General features: G+C 60.4%; 12 protein-coding genes. 8 read left to right on the top strand and 4 right to left on the bottom strand.

All coding sequences use genetic code 11. The annotated features are described in order from the left end of the window. The first annotated feature begins 5 nt into the window (after positions 1–5). Positions 6–899 (top strand): NAD(P)-dependent oxidoreductase, encoded by an 894-nt coding sequence (locus AC3WJP_RS23355; RefSeq protein WP_493723191.1) that lies wholly within the window; start codon positions 6–8, stop codon positions 897–899. A gap of 102 nt (positions 900–1,001) precedes the next feature. Here the strand turns inward: AC3WJP_RS23355 and AC3WJP_RS23360 are convergent, their stop codons facing one another. From AC3WJP_RS23360 to AC3WJP_RS23375, 4 genes are all read right to left on the bottom strand, one after another. Continuing rightward, a complete protein-coding gene (locus tag AC3WJP_RS23360; RefSeq protein WP_493723190.1) occupies positions 1,002–2,294 on the bottom strand; it encodes a cytochrome c in 1,293 nt (430 codons plus the stop codon). A gap of 10 nt (positions 2,295–2,304) precedes the next feature. Then, positions 2,305–4,077, bottom strand: coding sequence for a GMC family oxidoreductase (locus AC3WJP_RS23365; RefSeq protein WP_493723189.1), 1,773 nt, complete (start codon positions 4,075–4,077; stop codon positions 2,305–2,307). A 57-nt stretch (positions 4,078–4,134) separates the two neighbouring features. Next, a complete protein-coding gene (locus tag AC3WJP_RS23370) occupies positions 4,135–4,860 on the bottom strand; it encodes a gluconate 2-dehydrogenase subunit 3 family protein (RefSeq protein WP_493723188.1) in 726 nt (241 codons plus the stop codon). A gap of 213 nt (positions 4,861–5,073) precedes the next feature. Next, on the bottom strand, positions 5,074–6,081 hold the full coding sequence (locus AC3WJP_RS23375; RefSeq protein ID WP_493723187.1) for a LacI family DNA-binding transcriptional regulator: 1,008 nt from the start codon (positions 6,079–6,081) through the stop codon (positions 5,074–5,076). A 198-nt stretch (positions 6,082–6,279) separates the two neighbouring features. Between AC3WJP_RS23375 and AC3WJP_RS23380 the strand changes: the two genes are divergently transcribed. The 7 genes from AC3WJP_RS23380 to AC3WJP_RS23410 all read left to right on the top strand — a co-directional run bounded on the left by AC3WJP_RS23380 (position 6,280) and on the right by AC3WJP_RS23410 (position 16,649). After that, complete coding sequence (locus tag AC3WJP_RS23380; protein WP_493723186.1) at positions 6,280–9,255, top strand: ATP-binding protein; 2,976 nt, start codon at positions 6,280–6,282, stop codon at positions 9,253–9,255. Positions 9,256–9,283: 28 nt separating this feature from the next. After that, a complete protein-coding gene (locus AC3WJP_RS23385; RefSeq protein ID WP_493723185.1) occupies positions 9,284–9,934 on the top strand; it encodes a response regulator in 651 nt (216 codons plus the stop codon). 397 nt (positions 9,935–10,331) lie between these two features. Beyond that, positions 10,332–11,267 (top strand): helix-turn-helix domain-containing protein, encoded by a 936-nt coding sequence (locus tag AC3WJP_RS23390; RefSeq protein ID WP_493723184.1) that lies wholly within the window; start codon positions 10,332–10,334, stop codon positions 11,265–11,267. Positions 11,268–11,518: 251 nt separating this feature from the next. Continuing rightward, positions 11,519–12,076: a fimbrial protein gene (locus tag AC3WJP_RS23395; RefSeq protein WP_493723183.1), complete on the top strand. Its 558-nt coding sequence runs from the start codon at positions 11,519–11,521 to the stop codon at positions 12,074–12,076. Between the two features lie 46 nt (positions 12,077–12,122). After that, positions 12,123–12,863: a fimbrial biogenesis chaperone gene (locus tag AC3WJP_RS23400; protein WP_493723182.1), complete on the top strand. Its 741-nt coding sequence runs from the start codon at positions 12,123–12,125 to the stop codon at positions 12,861–12,863. 271 nt (positions 12,864–13,134) lie between these two features. Beyond that, entirely contained in the window at positions 13,135–15,606 is a 2,472-nt protein-coding gene (locus tag AC3WJP_RS23405; RefSeq protein ID WP_493723181.1) for a fimbria/pilus outer membrane usher protein, read from the top strand. After that, on the top strand, positions 15,603–16,649 hold the full coding sequence (locus tag AC3WJP_RS23410; RefSeq protein WP_493723180.1) for a fimbrial protein: 1,047 nt from the start codon (positions 15,603–15,605) through the stop codon (positions 16,647–16,649). The genes AC3WJP_RS23405 and AC3WJP_RS23410 overlap by 4 nt, the downstream gene beginning before the upstream one ends. Positions 16,650–16,792 lie beyond the last annotated feature (143 nt).

A 16,792-nucleotide genomic window follows, 5' to 3' on the forward strand; every position in this document is an offset into this window, starting at 1 on the left:
CGAACATGGTCGACACACAACTGGGTTTCATTGGCGTGGGCGTCATGGGCCGTCCGATGGCGCGGCGCCTTGTGCAGCAAGGGCATGCGCTGACGATCTACGATACGGATCGCGGTGCACTGGAGGAGCTCGCAGCGCTAGGAGCGCGGGTGGCCGAGAGCGTGCGCGAGGTCGCCGACCACGCCGAGGTGATATTCACCAGCCTGCCGAGCCCGGCGATCTTCAAGGCGGTGACGCTGGGCGCTGAGGGTATCGTCGAGGGCCGCGCGGTACGCATTCTGGTCGACCTGTCCACCGTTGGCTCGCGGGCCGAGCAGGCGGTTGCCACTGGCCTTGCGGTGCGGGGAATCGCCACGGTGGATGCGCCCGTCAGCGGTGGCGCCGCCGGTGCCGAAAAAGGCACCCTGGCGCTGATGGCCGCCGGTAGTCCCGAAGCGATCGAGCGCGTGCGTGGACTGTTGGAGGTATTCGGCAAGGTGTTCATCGTCGGCGAGCAACCGGGGCAGGGACAGTTGCTCAAGCTGCTCAACAACATGCTCTCGACCACCGCCTTCGCCATCACCAGCGAGGCCTTTGTCGCGGGCGTCAAAGGCGGGCTCGACCCGCAGGTGATGCTGTCGGTGATCAACGCCGGCAGCGGCAAGAATGGCGCAACACTGGATAAATTCCCCAGGCACGTGCTGCCCGGCACGTTCGACTTTGGTTTCCCGATGTCCAGCGTGTGCAAGGACATCGGCCTTGCGGTCGAGGAATGCCAGGCGCTGGGCGTGCCCATGTGGCTGGGCAACGCCGCGCGCCAACTGTGGAATGTCGCGGCGCAGCAGGACGGCGCCGGGCGGGATTTGACCGAGCTGGTGCGTACAGTGGAGAGCTGGTCGAATTCCACTTTCGGCGGTTGATCACTGCGCTCGCACGAGCGGCGATCACGCTGGATCGTCGATGCCGGGGCGCCAAGGCCCCGGCATGGTCAGCCACTCACGTACCGGCGCGGGCAGGACCCATCAGTGGCCGATCCAGGCGCGAGCGCCCAGTTCCCCGCGCGCCTTGTGCACCTGCTCGGCACTGACTCTGGACGCGCTGTTGCCCCAGCTGTTGCGGATATAGGTCTGCACCGCGGCGATATCTTCATCGCCTAGCTTCCAGTCGAAGCACGGCATGCCCGCAGCGGTCGGGTTGCCCGCGGTCAGTGGTCCGTCCGCACCCTTGAGCACCACGTTCAGCAGGCTGGAAGGGTCCTTGGCGTTGACCTGCGCGTTGTCGCGCAGTTGCGGGATCATCTGCCGCACACCGGCGCCGCTGGAGGTGTGGCAGGCCTCGCACTGGCTTTCGAACACCAAGCGTCCCTTGATCATCTGCGGGTCGGTTGCCGCAACGGCTGCCGGCACCTCGTTCTTGCTGGCAGGCAGTTGCTGCAAGTAGGCGGTGATGGCGTGCAGGTCATCGTCAGTCAGGTGCTGGGTGGAGTTTTCCACGGCTTCGAGCATCGGCCCGGCAGCGGCGGCCTGGCGGCTGGTGCCGGTTTTCAGGTAGCTGACGATGTCTTCGCTGTTCCATTTACCCAGGCCGGTGTGCGGGTTGGAGGTCAGGTCGGGCGCGTGCCAGCCTTGCAAGGTGCCGCCCTGGAAGGTCTCGGCGACATCGCCGCCGAGCAGGTTCTTCGCGGTGTGACACGCCGCGCAATGGCCTGGGCCGTTGACCAGATAATCCCCGCGCGCCACCAGCGGTGTCACGCCCGGCACGGCACTGAAGCGCTCATCCTTGAAGAACAGCAGGTTCCAGCCGGCCAGCAGCATGCGCTGGTTGAACGGGAAGGGCAGCGCGTTCTCCACCACCTTTTGCTTCACGGCCGGGACGGTCTTGATGTAGGCGTAGAGGTCGGCGATGTCCTGATCGCTCATTTTGCTGTACGCGTTGTAGGGCATGGCCGGGTACAGGTAACCGTGATTGCCGATGCCGTGGCGCACGGCCTTGTCGAACTGCTCCAGGGTCCAGCCGCCGATACCGGTATCGGCATCCTGGGTGATGTTGGAGGCCTTGATGGTGCCAAACGGCGTTTGCAACGCATAGCCACCGGCGTAGCTCTGGCCGCCGGGGGCGGTGTGGCAGGCGGCGCAATCGCCCGCCGCCGCGACGTATTCACCGCGTTTGAGCTGGGCTGCGTCGTTGCTTGTCAGGCGGCTGTCGATGGCAGCGAAGCGCTTGTGTTCGCCGTACTGGGCGAAGCCGATGAAGCCCGCACCGCCGATGATCGCGCAGCCCACAATGGCCGCGGCAATAGTCTTGAACTTGCTCATGGCGATCTCCTTATCGTGTCAGCAAGCCAGGCTGGCGGATGTAGTCGTTGATGATGGCCTTGGCCGTCCAGAGGGTCAGGGCGCTCAGGGTCCCGGTGGGGTTGTAGCCGCCGTTGTTGGGGTACGAAGACGCCCCGCAGACGAACAGGTTGTGCACGTCCCAGCATTGCTGATAGCGGTTGAGCACCGAGGTGGCCGGATCGAGGCCGATGACTGCGCCACCGATGGTGTGCGAGCTGTCGTAGCCGCGCATCGGCGAGTTGGGCTGGTCGGGGAACGACACGGTTTCCCAACTCTTGGCGCCGCTCTTGTGGCAGATCTCGTCGATCTTGCCCCTGACGAAGGTCGACATGCGTCGATCATTGTCGTTGTAGTCGAAGGTCATGCGCAGCAGCGGCTGGCCGTTGGCGTCTTTGTAGGTCGGGTCGAGCGACAGGTAAGAGTCAACGTGGGAGTACGAGGTGCCCTGGCCCTGGATCTTGGCGTAATTCTGGTAGCTCTGCTGGAAGGCTTTCTTCCACTGCGAGCCCCACAACCGGGTGCCGGTCGGTACGCGATCGGTCATGCTGATGGGCGTGCCCTGGTCCGACAACGCCTGGATGCCCGCGCCGCCAATGAAGCCCAGACCGGTGTGATCGAAGTTGTCGCCGTTGAAGTCATCGATCTGGGTCGACAGGGCGCCGGTGGAGATGAACGGGTTCATCTGCTCGTTTTCGTAGTACAGGAACCCGTACGACATGGTCTGGTAGTTGTAGGCACGCCCCACGGTGCCGGTGCGGGTTGCCGGGTCGTAAGGAGTGCCGATCTGCGACAGCAGCAACAGGCGCACGTTGTCCAGCTGATACGCCGAGAACACCACGATGTCAGCGGGTTGAAACCCCAGATTGGCGTCCGAATCCTTGAAAGTCACGCCGGTGACCGTCTTGCCGTCCGGGGCTTTCTCGGCCTTGAGCACGGTGCATTCGGTGAGCAGGGTGAAGTTGCGACGCTGCACCAGAGCCGGGATCACGCAGGCGTTCGGCGAGGATTTCGACCAGTTGCCGCAGCCGTAGAAACCACAGAAGCCGCAGTAGGTGCAGGGGGCGAGGTTGACGCCCAACGGATTGGTATAGGGCGCACCGATGGTGCCGGCCGGGATCGGGAAGGGGTGCAGGCCCATGGTCTCGGTGACCGCGCGGAATTTCTCGTTCCAATGCGAGCGGGCCATGGCCGGGGTCGGGTAGTCGCTGGTACGCGAGCCTTCAAAGGGGTTGCCGCCAGCCTGGACCTGGCCGTTGATGACCCCGGCCTTGCCGGCGATGCCGGCGATTTTTTCCCAGCGATCGTAGTGGGGTTCGAGGTCGTCATAGGTCACGCCCCAGTCCTGCACGATCAAGCCGTCGGCCAGTTTCATGTTGTGGTAACGATCCTTGACTCGGGTGGCCATGGTGAAGTCCGACGGGTTGAACCGCCAGGCGTTGGCCGCCCAGTGCTTGCCGGCGCCGCCGACGCTGAAACCCATCTGCCAGATGTTGAAGTCCCGGCCGGGCAGGGCGGTCTGGCGCGGATTGTTGCGAAAGGTCAGGGTTTCGACGCTCGGCGGCTTGAGCGCCTCGCGCCGGGCGCCGTAGCGCAGTTCGTCGGCGGCGATGCTCGGCGGATAGTTCTTGTTGGCCTCTTCCCAGACGCCGCGCTCGATCGCGACAACGTCGAGGCCGGCGCGAGTGAGTTCTTCGGCCATCAGCGATCCGGCCCAACCCAGGCCGACGATCACGACATCGGCTTTCGGTCTTGTATAGGTCATGTGTGTACTTCCCAATCAGGCTACGCCTTGGTGGCGTTATATGTTTTCACGGGCTAATCAGACTCGGCCGACGATGCTCACCGGGATGATGTTCAGCTTCTGTCCACGCTGTTCGACGTAGTCGCGGTAGTCGTAGCGCGAGCCGGGGAAACCGATCATCTTCCAGCCGACCATGTCCTTGTTGCCACCGTAGAGCGGGTCGGCGAAGTAGCCTTCCTGGACGTTGGCCAGCATCTGCTTGAACAGCAGCTCGGACGGCGTCGAGGCGAGCTTCACCTGGCCGTGCTCCATGCGCTCGAGCAGTGCGTCCTGCTGCTCGGGCGACAAGCTTTCGAAAGCGCCTTGCAGCTCTTTGAGGCAGTAGGCGTCGAGTTCGGCGAGTCCTTTGCGGTAGAGGTCGGCCGGGCCGTCCAGGGATTGGTCGCCTTGGGCGGCGGTACCTTGTTGCTGCGGGCCAGCGCGATAACGCCAGGTGCCTTTGCCGTAGTCGCCGGACAGCTGGTGATCGATGAACACCACGCAGCCGGCCGCGGAGGCACTGACGCTGATCTCGTCGGCGGGAATCAGACGGTCGAAGATGGCCGTGATCTGCGCGACTTCCTTGTCGGTCAGAAACATGCGGCGGCTCGGATCTGCCGGAATCGGTGGCTGGGTTTCTTTGGCCAGCCAGCGGCCGCCACCGTTCAGTACCCGCAAGGCGGCGCCGGCCGGGCGATACACCGCGGCGGCGGCACTGGTGGCGATCAGCACCAGACCTGCCTTGATCACGCTACGTCGTTTCATGTGTGCTCCTGTCGTATGCCCATGGCTGGAGGATTCCAGTCAGCCGCGGCCTCATGCCCATGAGAGCGGTCTCATTTGGCCCGAAAAAAATTCCAGCGATCTCGAGGCACGAGTGCGAGCACCGGCCGTCGGATCCACTGGAAGGGGCGCATGTTATGTGCGGCTATTTGCCACGTCAAATGAATGAATGCGCAGGAATCCCGGGCTAGAGCCTCAGGCAGGTTTGGGCGCGGCGCAGGAACGACGCACGATCAGCTCTGCAGACATGAGTCGGCGCCGTACCGGTTTGACTTTGCCGGCCAGAATCACCTTCAGCGCATCGACGGCTGCCTTGGCTTGCTGATCGGTGTCCTGGCGTAGGGTCGAGAGCGAAAATACCTCGTTGGCGGCCTCGGGAATGTCATCGAAACCAATCACCGACACGTCCTGCGGTACCGCCAGCCCCATGGCCTTGAGACGGTCCATGACGCCCAAAGCGATGAAGTCGTTGGAGGCAAAAATGGCAGTCGGCGGTTGCGCTGCGCTGAACAGTTGATCGACACCCCGGCGCCCGGACGCAGCGTCGTGCGAGCCGCGCAGAAACACCGGCGCCAGCCCGGCTTCGTGCATGACGGTGCAGTACGCCTTGGTCCGCTGGCGCGCCGACGCCTCGGACCCGCCGCCCAGATGGGCGATGCGCGTGTGGCCGAGCGACAGCAGATGGTGCATGGCGGCCCGCACAGCGGACTCGTCATCGACGGCGATCGCCGTGACGTTCGGGTGGGCGATGGTTCGGCTGCCGATATAAACGCAAGGCAGTTTATCGGCGATATTGATGACCGTCCTGGTCGAATGCGGGGTAGCGATCATGATCACTCCGGCCGCACGCAGGCGCAGCAGCCGTTCGGATTCGCGCAGCGCGCTGGCGTCTTCGAGCGAGCGCAACGAGGTCACCGGATCGAAACCGGCATCCGACAATTCGCGATCGACGGCCTGCGCCAGTTGGATATGAAACGGGTTGTTAGGGTCGCCGATGACCAGGCCAACGATCGACGATCGCGCTTCGGCGAGGCTGCGCGCTGCCAGATTGGGGCGGTAATCGAGTTGAGCGGCGATGGCGCTGATGCGTTCGCGGGTCTGCGGGCGCACGCACTTGTCACCGCGCAGGGCTCGCGCTACCTGTGCTCGGGACATGCCGACGGCATCGGCGACGTCTTGCAAGGTAGAAAAATTTTTGCTCATCTCGATCCAATCTCTATACGGGGCATAGGCTGCGTGCGGGGTACAGTTTGACATAGAGCCGTGGGTGGACGTTAACGGCGGGCGGCACGCCGCTGATGAGGTGAAAGCCTTATGCCGGTGTGATAAACGCGCATAGACTTGAATGCGGCCAGCCTATGCTCAAGGCAGTGCCTTCGTTTCCCTACCGGACCCCTTTGCATGCCGGAATACAACTACCGCCTGATTCGCAAGCTGGCCAATACTTCGCTGCGACTCAATGTCGTGCTGGTCTGTGCGATCGCGCTGAACCTGTTGATGGTCGCGGCGTGTTATTGGTCATTGAGTCGGCTGGTCGAGCAACAGCGCAGCAACGTCGACCTGCACTTCAAGCGGCTCATCGGCAGCCTGCATCAGCACGAGGATTTCCTCACGCGTATCGCGCGTCACGGCAACGAGTCGGCGCAGCGCCAAGACATGGGCGCGGTGACCGCCCAGCACCGGCTCGTTATCGATGAGGCCGGTGCGCAGCTTCATGAAGGCAGTCAATACAGCTTCTCGATGCCCTTCACGGTCGCGCAACGGCATGGGCAGTCAGGCCTGCACCCAGGCAATTTCGTCCTTGGCGTGATGCTGGCCGATTTCTACAGCCACTACTGGAGCACATCCTTTTATGTGGCCCCCCAGGTGTTCATCATCGGAGCGCAGGGCAATACCAGCCTGGCGGTGCCCGCGATCGGCCATTTTCCGGGGCAGGGGGCGCTGACTCAACGCAGCTATCTGGCCGTGGTAGATATGATCTACAGCACTGTCCACGACGCCCTGTCGGCCCCCGCTGGCGCGATGGTGCGCTGGCAGCGCGCGCGGCCCCTGGACCCGGGGCAACCCGCCGAGCTGATCGGTTATCTTGGTTTTCAACTGCCGGACGCGCTGTGGTGGGCGCCCGATGCAAAGCGTCAGGTGCTGGCCGTGACCCTGTTGAACCTGGATCGGATCTACGACCCGGAGCAGTTGATCGACAGGCCGGTCTACGACCATCTGCAATTGATGTCGCCGCAAGGGGACTCGTTGATCGAGTCGGTTGGCGCGCCTGATGACTTGCGGCCAGATTTGAATCTCACCACCCACGGCCTGGTGTTCAAGGTCGGTGGAGCCACCGCGGGCGGGTGGACGGCGCTCTATCAAATGGGCTACCAGAGTTTTTTCGGCTATGCCAAATGGCAACTTCTGGGCGCGGTGCTGGTGCTGCTCGCTACGCTGATGGCCAGCTGGGCGGCGATGCGCTGGTATTCGCGCAGGGTGATACTGCCAGCACGCCAGGCGCATCAGGAAATCGTCGAAAGCGATACCTTCAGTCGTGCGGTGCTCCAGACCGCTCCGGTGGCGCTGTGTGTGCTGCGGCGCGCCGACGGGCGACTGCTGATGCACAATCCGCTGGTCGAGCTGTTGCTTGGGGACGCGCAGCGGGTCGAGCAGATGAGCGCCGCCTGGGGCCTGGCAGCGGATCAAGGCCCGCCGCTCACCGAGCTGAACTTCGAAAATCCCGACGGCAACACGTTGCACGCCAGTTTTGCCCTGGCCCGCTATCAAGGTGAGGAAGTTGTACTTTGCGCCTTCAATGACATCAGCGCGCACAAGTCGGCCGAGCGCATATTGGCCGCCGCGAAGCGTGACGCCGACGCCGCCAGCGCGGCCAAGTCGCGGTTCCTGGCGACCATGAGTCACGAGATTCGCACCCCGCTGTACGGCGCCTTGGGCACCTTGGAGCTGTTGGCGCTCACGCCGCTGTCCCGGCAGCAGCGCAACTATCTCGAAACCATCGAGCAGTCCTCGGCGCTACTGCTGCAATTGGTCAGCGATGTGCTCGACGCGTCAAAGATCGAGGCGGGGGAGATGACGCTCAGCGGCTCGGCATTCGATCCGGTGGCGTTGACCCAGACCATCGCCGCGGGATATGCCGGCGTAGCCGAGCGCAAAGGCCTGCGACTGGATGTCTGCATCGATGTGCAAACTGCGAGCAGGGTCGAGGGCGATGCCCTGCGTATTCGTCAGGTGCTCGGCAATCTGCTTGGCAATGCCTTGAAGTTCACCGAGCAGGGCGTGGTGACGGTGTCTCTCGGTACCGAAAGCGTCGGATCCCGTCTGGTACTGAATTGGCAGGTCGCGGATACCGGCCCCGGCATCGCCGCAGACCAGCAGCAGCGTTTGTTCGAACCCTTCTATCAGGCCCATCGCAACGACCACCGCGTCAATGGCACCGGCCTGGGCCTGTCCATCTGTGCGCGGCTGGCCGAGTTGATGCAGGCGCGGTTGCAGGTTGCCAGCGAGCCAGGCGCAGGTAGCTGTTTCAGCTTCTGTGTGAGCCTGCCGGTCTCGCCCCCGCAACTTTCGGAGCCGACCGCGCTCCCCGCACCTGGGCAGGCATCTGTACCCGTGGCGCTGCCGGCGCAACCGCTCATGCCAGGCCAGCTCGCATTGCGCGTGCTGGTGGTGGAGGACAACCCGATCAACCAGGCCTTGCTCGAAGAACAACTGCAGACCCTCGGTTGCCACGTCACTTTGGCGAGCAATGGTCACGAAGCGCTGCAGGGTTGGTGTGGGGATGTCGATGCCGTGCTGACCGATCTCAACATGCCGGTCATGGGCGGGCTCGAGTGGGTGCGGGCGTTGCGAGGGCAGGGCGCTACCGTGCCCATCGTGGGCATCACCGCCAGCGCCGCCTTCGAGCTTGCCGATCCAGCGGCCGGCGCCGGTCTGGACGCCTGGCTGGTCAAACCTGTGAACCTGGCGCAGTTGCATGAAGTGCTGCAACGTCTTTGCCCGGCCGGTGCCTTGCCGCCCCGCAGCGACGGCGCTCAAGACGTTCTCGATGAAATCGACGTTTCACCGCGCATGCGGGCTTTGTTCATCAAGACCCTGCGGGTGGATATCCAACGCTTGCGGGGCGCCCTGCAAGACGGTGACAAAGCGGCAGTCGAAGGCCAGCTGCATCGCCTGAGAGGCGCTCTCGAGGTGGTGCAAGCACGCCATCTCGCCCAGGCCTGCGAACGCCTTGAGCGGCTGATGCCTGGCGAGCACATCGAGCGTGGTTTTGCCAATGAGCTGGCCGGCCTGTTGAATACGCTCGAGGGGTTGCTGGAGCGGCTGATCGGGCGTGATTCTGCGCTCGATATCGATATCGATGACCTGACCTCATGACCCATGACCGAAAGTGGATTGCACAACCTTGAATAAAACGACCGTGGTCATCGCTGACGATCACCCGATAGTGCTGTTGGGTGTTCAGGAAATAATCGAGCGCGACGAGCGCTACCGTGTGCTGGGTACCGCTCAGGGGCCGAGTGATCTGGTTAGGCTCTGCGAGGCCTGCGCGCCTGACGTCGTCATCACGGATTACTACATGCCGGGCGATGAAGCCTATGGCGATGGCCTCAAATTCGTAGAATATCTACGCCGACGTTTCCCTCGCACGCGCCTGCTGATTCTGACCATGCTGTCCAATCCCCTGGTACTCGCCAATCTGTACGACCTGGGAGTGTCTGGGGTCATCCTCAAAAACGGTGACCTCAAGGAAATCATGCTTGCGCTCAGGTCGTTGCCGGGCGGCGGGATCTATCGCGCGCCAGCATTGGCACGGGCCCAGGTGCCGTCCCCTGGTGGCGATGAGGTACAAGCGCGTATCGCCCGCTTGTCCGGCAAGGAGTATGAAGTGCTCAGACACTTTGTGGCAGGCAAGAGCGGGATTGAAATAGCCTGCGCCCTGAACAGAAGTACTAAAACAGTCAGTGCGCAAAAGATCTCGGCACGGCGCAAGCTTGAAGTGGACAGCGATCAGGATCTTTTGGCGTTTTGTGTGCAGGCCAATCTTTTTCAATAACGATCGTCTATTCAAGGGTATGCAGATTGTGCTGGCGGTGGTGGTCAATGGTTGGCGCCGTGGACTCGGAGCGCCATGATTCAATAACTGCAGCGCAGGTGTGGGTGATAAAGCTGCACAGCAAAAAAAGTGCGGTGCTTTCAGATTTATCTCAAAGACAGCACGCCGCGTCGACTGCAAAATGGATCAATACAGGCTCAGCCAATAACAGCGCTGGCGGTCAGCGATGAATCGTCAGGGGCGACCGCAAGTTATAAATGTCACTCAAAGCGTACATCGCTCATACAAGTTGCTGATGAGTGCTGATCACCCGTTTGCTTAAACCACCTGATGCCGTATTTCCGATTGATTTTGTCTCTTGATGACTTGAGGCAATAGCACATTTTGGGTCTATGTCATGCCGCAGTTTCGAAGTAATAATGAATTCCGCCGACACGAGACATGCCTGGCGGATCATCAAGATATCTACCCGATTCGTTCCAGCGAGGGATTGGGCTGGGCGAATGTCTATGCTGAAGTCACCCACGAGCAGCCCCACCAAGCGACTTACCACGCGACCAGGGACATCTGGTTCGTCGTGCCGCTGAGACCGTTGAAGGTCAGGCTGTCCAATGATTACCGCCATCGCTGTGCGTTACTACCGACGGACAGTGTGGTGCTGATCGGCCCCAAGGACGTAGTGCATCTGGAGCTTGGCAATACTACCAAGGTGCTCCATGTGTTCATTCGTGCCGAGTTGTTCCGTGAGGCCGCCTCTAGTGCCATGAGCGTGGGTAAAAACGTGCATTCGCCGATCGTTTCCACTTTTGGCCTGCATGACCGCGGCCTGAGCTTGATGCTGCGCAGCCTGAAACTGGCGTTGGAGCAACCCGGTGCAGTAGCCGCGTTGAAAGCCGATTGCCTGGCGCGGGCGATCGCCTTGCATACATTGGCGCTGCGCGGCGGACGCAAACAGTATACGACCAGCGCGCGGCAGATCCGGGTGTTCGAACCGGTCATTGAACATGTGAAAAGCAACTTGAGCAGCGCGTTGCGCATTGAGGACCTCGCAGCGATCGCCGGGTTGGGGCGATCTGCGTTTATCAATCAGTTCCGCGCCGCCATCGGTCAGACGCCTCATCAGTACGTCATGTTGGAAAGGGTCAACAAGGCCTGCGAACTGCTGCAGCGCAGCGAGTTGGCGCTCAGCGATATCGCCTACAAGTGCGGGTTCTCGGACCACGCGCATATGTGTTCTTGCTTCAAGAGTCTCATAGGCGTCACGCCCTCCAATTACCGTGACGAAGTATGCCTGGATTTGTCACGCGCTGAATCAGACTCAGCATCGATATAAGGCTTGGCGACACATTTTACAAAAGTGGCATTTCTTTAAAGACGTCCGTATTGACGCTGTCGATAATGGGTTCAGCGCTGCAATTAACAGTGCTGCCGGTATCTCTGTCGTGCCGCAGAGAGCTGTTTCAGTTCAGGGAGCCAATCAAAAGGAGGATGCACGACGCCAAATCAGCAAATGAGAGTTGAGTTTGCCTGACGCAGGCAAAGTAGTGTACTTGGATTATCTAAACTGGTTGATGGGTAGGATTTATGAATAAGCGTTTTATGTTGTCTGTAGGGGCAGCCGTCTGGACCACCTTCGGATTGGCAATGATGCCGAACGGTGCCAATGCGGCCGAATCAGGGACTATTACCTTCAACGGCAAAGTCACCGATGAAACCTGTGAAGTCACTACCGGTTCGACCGGGGATTTCACCGTGGACCTGGCCACCGCAAAGGTCGCGGATCTGAGTCAGGCCGGCGCCACCGCCGTGCCCTCGAACTTCCGCATAGCGGTGGATAACTGCTCGGCCTCGGTAAAGAATGTGCGCGCTCAGTTTCTGTATGACGCCAGCCAGGTGGACCTGAGTTCGGGCCTGCTTAAAAATCAGCTGAGTGGTGCGACCGCCGCGACTAACGTCGGTCTGCAACTGTTCAATACTGACGACAACAGTGCCATCAAACCCGGTGATGCTGGCGGGGCAAAAAGCTTCACGGTACAGAATAACGCCGCAGAAATGATCTACGGCGTTCAGTATTACGCGACCGGAACGTCCACTGCGGGCCTGGTAAAGAGCCAGGTAAAATATCAACTGAGCTATAACTGAGAATGACCCTCCGCGCATTCTTTGCGCGGAGGGTATTACCCCTATTATGCGCATTTATAGTCTGTTTATCGGTTGCCTTGCCAGTTATGTACTGAGCTTCAGCGCGCATGCCAACATCGTGCTGGGAGGCACACGCCTGGTGTATCCGCAAGGCGAGCGCGAGGTCACTATTGCACTGTCCAATAAAGGCACCGCCCCGGCGTTGGTGCAAGCCTGGATGGATGACGGATCGACCGGTTCCACGCCGGAGAACAGCACCGCGCCATTCTTGATCAATCCTCCGATCACCCGCATCGAAGGTCAGGGGTCGCAAACCTTGCGGATCTTCTTTGAGGGGGCGGTGCTGCCTGCGGATCGCGAGTCACTGTTCTGGCTGAATGTGCTCGAGATTCCGCCGGTCCCGCAGACGTCGAAAGACAAAAACAATCTGTTGTTGGCGGTGCAGAGCAGGATAAAAGTGTTCTATCGGCCCACAAAGATGGCCACGACCTTGCACGACGCCGCAAAAAACCTGAAGTGGCGTTTGCAAAAGCAGGGGAATGTCTGGCAGTTGCACTGCCGCAATACATCACCGTTTTATATCTCTTTCGCCGAGGTCAACACCCAGGAAGGTGGGGAAACGTTAAGCAACCGCGACGGTACCCATATGATCGCCCCGTCTGGCGAAAAGGTGTTCGATCTCACCCGCGGCAGTGCGTTGCACGATCCGCTGCACGATGGCGAAGTGAGATTCGAATACATCAATGATTACGGCGCACTCAAGGTCGTCGATTCACGGATTGAATAGGGCGGCTCGGCATTGCCTGAGCGCGCTCATCGTCGAAACAATCGCCTGCACACATTGAGATCTGGCTCCGAGAGTCGGTGAAACGCCATCGGTTGGCTTTCTCCGAGCGGGCCAGCCGTGGGCGAAGTTACTGAAGTGGTCAGGGTATATGAGGCACTCTTCAAACAAGTCACGATTGTCGAGGACGTATCTAACGCAGCGGCGGCAAAGCACTATTGTTCGCGCGTGGGCGGTGGTGTGTCTGTTTGTCAGCGGCGCGGAGCAGCGCCTGATGGCCGCAGAGTCGCCGTTGCCACCTGCCGCCGAGCACAACGATCAGCAAGACGCTGAGTTCAACAGTTCATTTCTGGTAGGCAATGCAAAACGCCTGGATATGTCACGCTATCAAAAAGGTAATCCCATCTTGCCCGGCCGTTACGATCTGGATGTGTATATCAATGGCAAACAAGTGACCCGCGCCAAGGTCAAGTTCATCGATGCCGGAAAGAAGAATCTGGCCCAGGCCTGTCTGTCCACCGATGAGTTGCGCCGCTTCGGTGTCGATACCCATCAGTTGCTCGACTACAGTGGCTGTCGCACGGTGGAAAGCGCGATATCAGAGGCGCGTTCCTATGCCGACCTTGCGCAGCAGAAACTCTATCTGCAACTGCCACAGGCGAGTTTGCGTCATATACCCCGTGGCTATGTCGAGCCCGAGTACTGGGATGCCGGTATTTCGGCGGCCAAGGTCGATTACAACTTCAATTATTTCGACAGCAAGAGCGACTATGCCGGCACTCGCGACTCGGCTTACCTGGGCCTGCGCGGCGCATTCAACATAGGTTTATGGCAGTTTCGCCACAACGCCAACATCAGCTGGAACAACGGCTCGAAAGCGCAATGGAACAGATTGTCGACCTATGTTCAGCGGCCGCTGGCAAGTATCAAGAGCCTGGCCACGCTGGGAGAGATCAATACCCAGGGTGCCGGCTTCGACAGCATCGCCGTGCGAGGCGTCAGCCTGGCCTCTGATGAACGTATGTATCCGGACTCGCAAATCGGCTTTGCCCCGACCATCCGCAGTTTCGCGCGAAGCAATGCACGCGTAGAAGTTTGGCAGAACGATATCAAGCTGTATCAAACGACGGTGACGCCGGGGAATTTCGTCATCGATGACCTGTACCCCACCGGCTATGGCGGCGACCTGGATGTGGTAGTGACAGAGGCCGACGGCGATGTGCGGCGGTTCAGCGTTCCCTATGCGTCGGTGAGCAATCTGATGCGGCCGGGGCGCAATAAATACGACGTGGTCGCCGGCAAGCTGTACAACCTTTCGGCGGCGCACGACGCTCATCTTCTGCAAGGCACCTGGTACCACGGCCTCAATAATTACCTTACCGGCTACGGGGGATTCCAGCTCAGCGAGGGCTTCAGGTCCGGGTTGATAGGCGCGGGTTTGAATACCCCGTTAGGGGCTTTTTCGCTGGATCTGATCCAGGAACAAACCGAATTGGCCAGCGGCCTGGGTACGGCAGCCGGCAAAAGCGTCAAGCTCGCCTATAGCAAGCGCCTGGTCGAAACCGGCACCAACTTTACCTTGGCGGCCTATCGCTACTCATCGTCCAGATACATGACCCTCTCGCAAGCGGTCTACACCCGGGAACGGAGCAAGCTGCCAGTGGCGCGCGACGACCTCTGGTATAACAGCGAGCGTGACCGCTTCGACATCAGTATCGATCAGCCGATCGGTACCTATGGCTCCCTGTTCCTCACCGGCTCCACCAGCCAGCGCTGGGGCGGGGAAGACAGCACCAGCCGGCAGTTCGAGTTGGGCTTCAACGGCACTGTCGGCGATGTCAGTTACAGCATCAGCGCCAGTCGTAACAACGATGAAATGATCGGCGCCCAGACCCAATATTTTCTCAGTTTCAACATCCCGCTGGGCAACAGCGCCAGATCGCCGACCTTGAGTACCCAGTACACCACGGCGCGTGGACGCGGCAGCTCGCTGCGCAACTACCTCAGCGGGGTTGCCGATGATGCCGGGCGCTTGAGCTACGGGGTGACCCAAGCCAGCGATACCTCCAGCTCCGACTCGGGCAGCGTCAATGCGCAATATCGCGGGACACGCAGTACGGTGCGCGCGGCCTACGAACAAGGCGGCGATTACAAGTCGTTGTCCCTGGGCAGCGATGGCAGCCTGGTCGCCCACAGCGGCGGCGTGACCTTTTCACCCAATACCGGGGACACCATCGCCCTGGTCTCAGCGCCGGGCGCCGCGGGAGCGAGCGTTGGCGGGTTGTCGGGGCTGGTGCTCGACAAACAGGGCTATGGCGTCATGCCGTACCTTTCGCCGTATCGCATGAACACGGTCAGCCTTGATCCGAAAGGCAGCTCGATGGATGTGGCCTTCCAGAACACCACCCAGCAGGTCGCACCCTTCGCCGGCGCGATAGTGCAGGTCGATTTTGAGACTCGGGTCGGCAAGTCCGCGGTCATTCATATCTCCAACGGCAAAAGCCTGAAATTGCCTTTTGGCGCGGACGTCCGCGATGTCAGCGGCAATGTGGTGGGAGTGGTGGGGCAGGGCGACAACGTGTTTGTACAAGGGATCGGTGACAGCGGCACCCTGAAGGTGAGCCTGGGAGGGGATGGCAGTTGCCAGGTCGATTATCGTCTGGCCGCAATGGTCGACGGCGACGCGATGCAACGCGCGCAAGCACCCTGCGTTCCACGAGGCGGCGCAAGCCTGAGCAGTCGATGAAAAATACAAGTGCACTTCTTTCGTTATATGGGTTGCTGCGCGTCATTGCGCTGATGTTGTTTCCATCTTCGGTCTATGCCGCTTACTGCGGCATGATGCCCAATTATCAGGAAGGCGCTGTGGTCGATATTGCCATGGGCCCGGTATCGGTTCCGTCAGGTACCAGGGTAGGCGAAGTGTTTTATAGCCAGGAATATCCAATCGCCGGTTCGTTCTTTGCGATTCTTTCGTGCAGGCCGGGTGATATCACCGATTGGCGAGTTGCCAAAGGAACACTGACGGCAATACCCCATGTCTATACGACTAATATCGCCGGTGTTGGCATGAGAACATCCTGGATACCCGCCAAGTCCGCCGCACCTTTTTATGCGGGAGAGCAGACGACCTGGCAACTGGGCATGCCTGGCGTGAGCGGCTCCGTTGCGCAGAACACCCTGGTGGTGAATGTTGGCGGCTCGGTGGTGGTGGAACTTGTAAAGCTAAGTGACACTATCGGTTCCGGGGCACTCGCCAGTGGTACCTATACCAACAATATTTCTCAGTCTGTTTATCCCTTCAACAGTGGGATCTTTCTGACTACCCGAATCAGCGGCGGCGGCAGCGAAATAATCCCACAGACGGGTACCTGTTCCATCAGTGATTCGTCTGTGACCCTGGCGCCGGTACCCATTGGCCGATTCCGGGCCCTGGGAGCCACCAGCGGCGATACTGCGTTTCCCATCACCTTCACCTGTTCAGGCGCCAATGGCGCAGTGACCATGAGCATTGATGCCGACAAGTTGTTGGCGGACGGTAGCCAGGGATTGATCAAACCGCAGAGTGGCGCCAACAGCGCTTCCTGCATCGCTTTACAGATAGTGGGCGCCGATAACACGGTCCCGGTGATATTAGGCACGACGAACGTGATCGGATCGGTATTGAACGGTTCCGGATCTTTCAATCTGCCTTATCTGGTCCGATATTATCAGAGCGAAGCGGGCCCCAATTGCGTAACGGCCGGGCTGGTCAAAGGCACTGCAACAGTGACTGTCAGCTATCAATGAATACAACCGATGCATCGATCGACAGTGCCATGGTTTTAATGGGGGCTTCAGAACTTAAAAGACTGAAGCCATCACTATCCTGCATTGTTTGACAGGTTGGCTGGCAAATAAATAACTGCATTTGATGAACTCAAACGCACGCT

The sequence above is a fragment of the Pseudomonas sp. GW821-FHT01A09 genome, assembly GCF_058986725.1.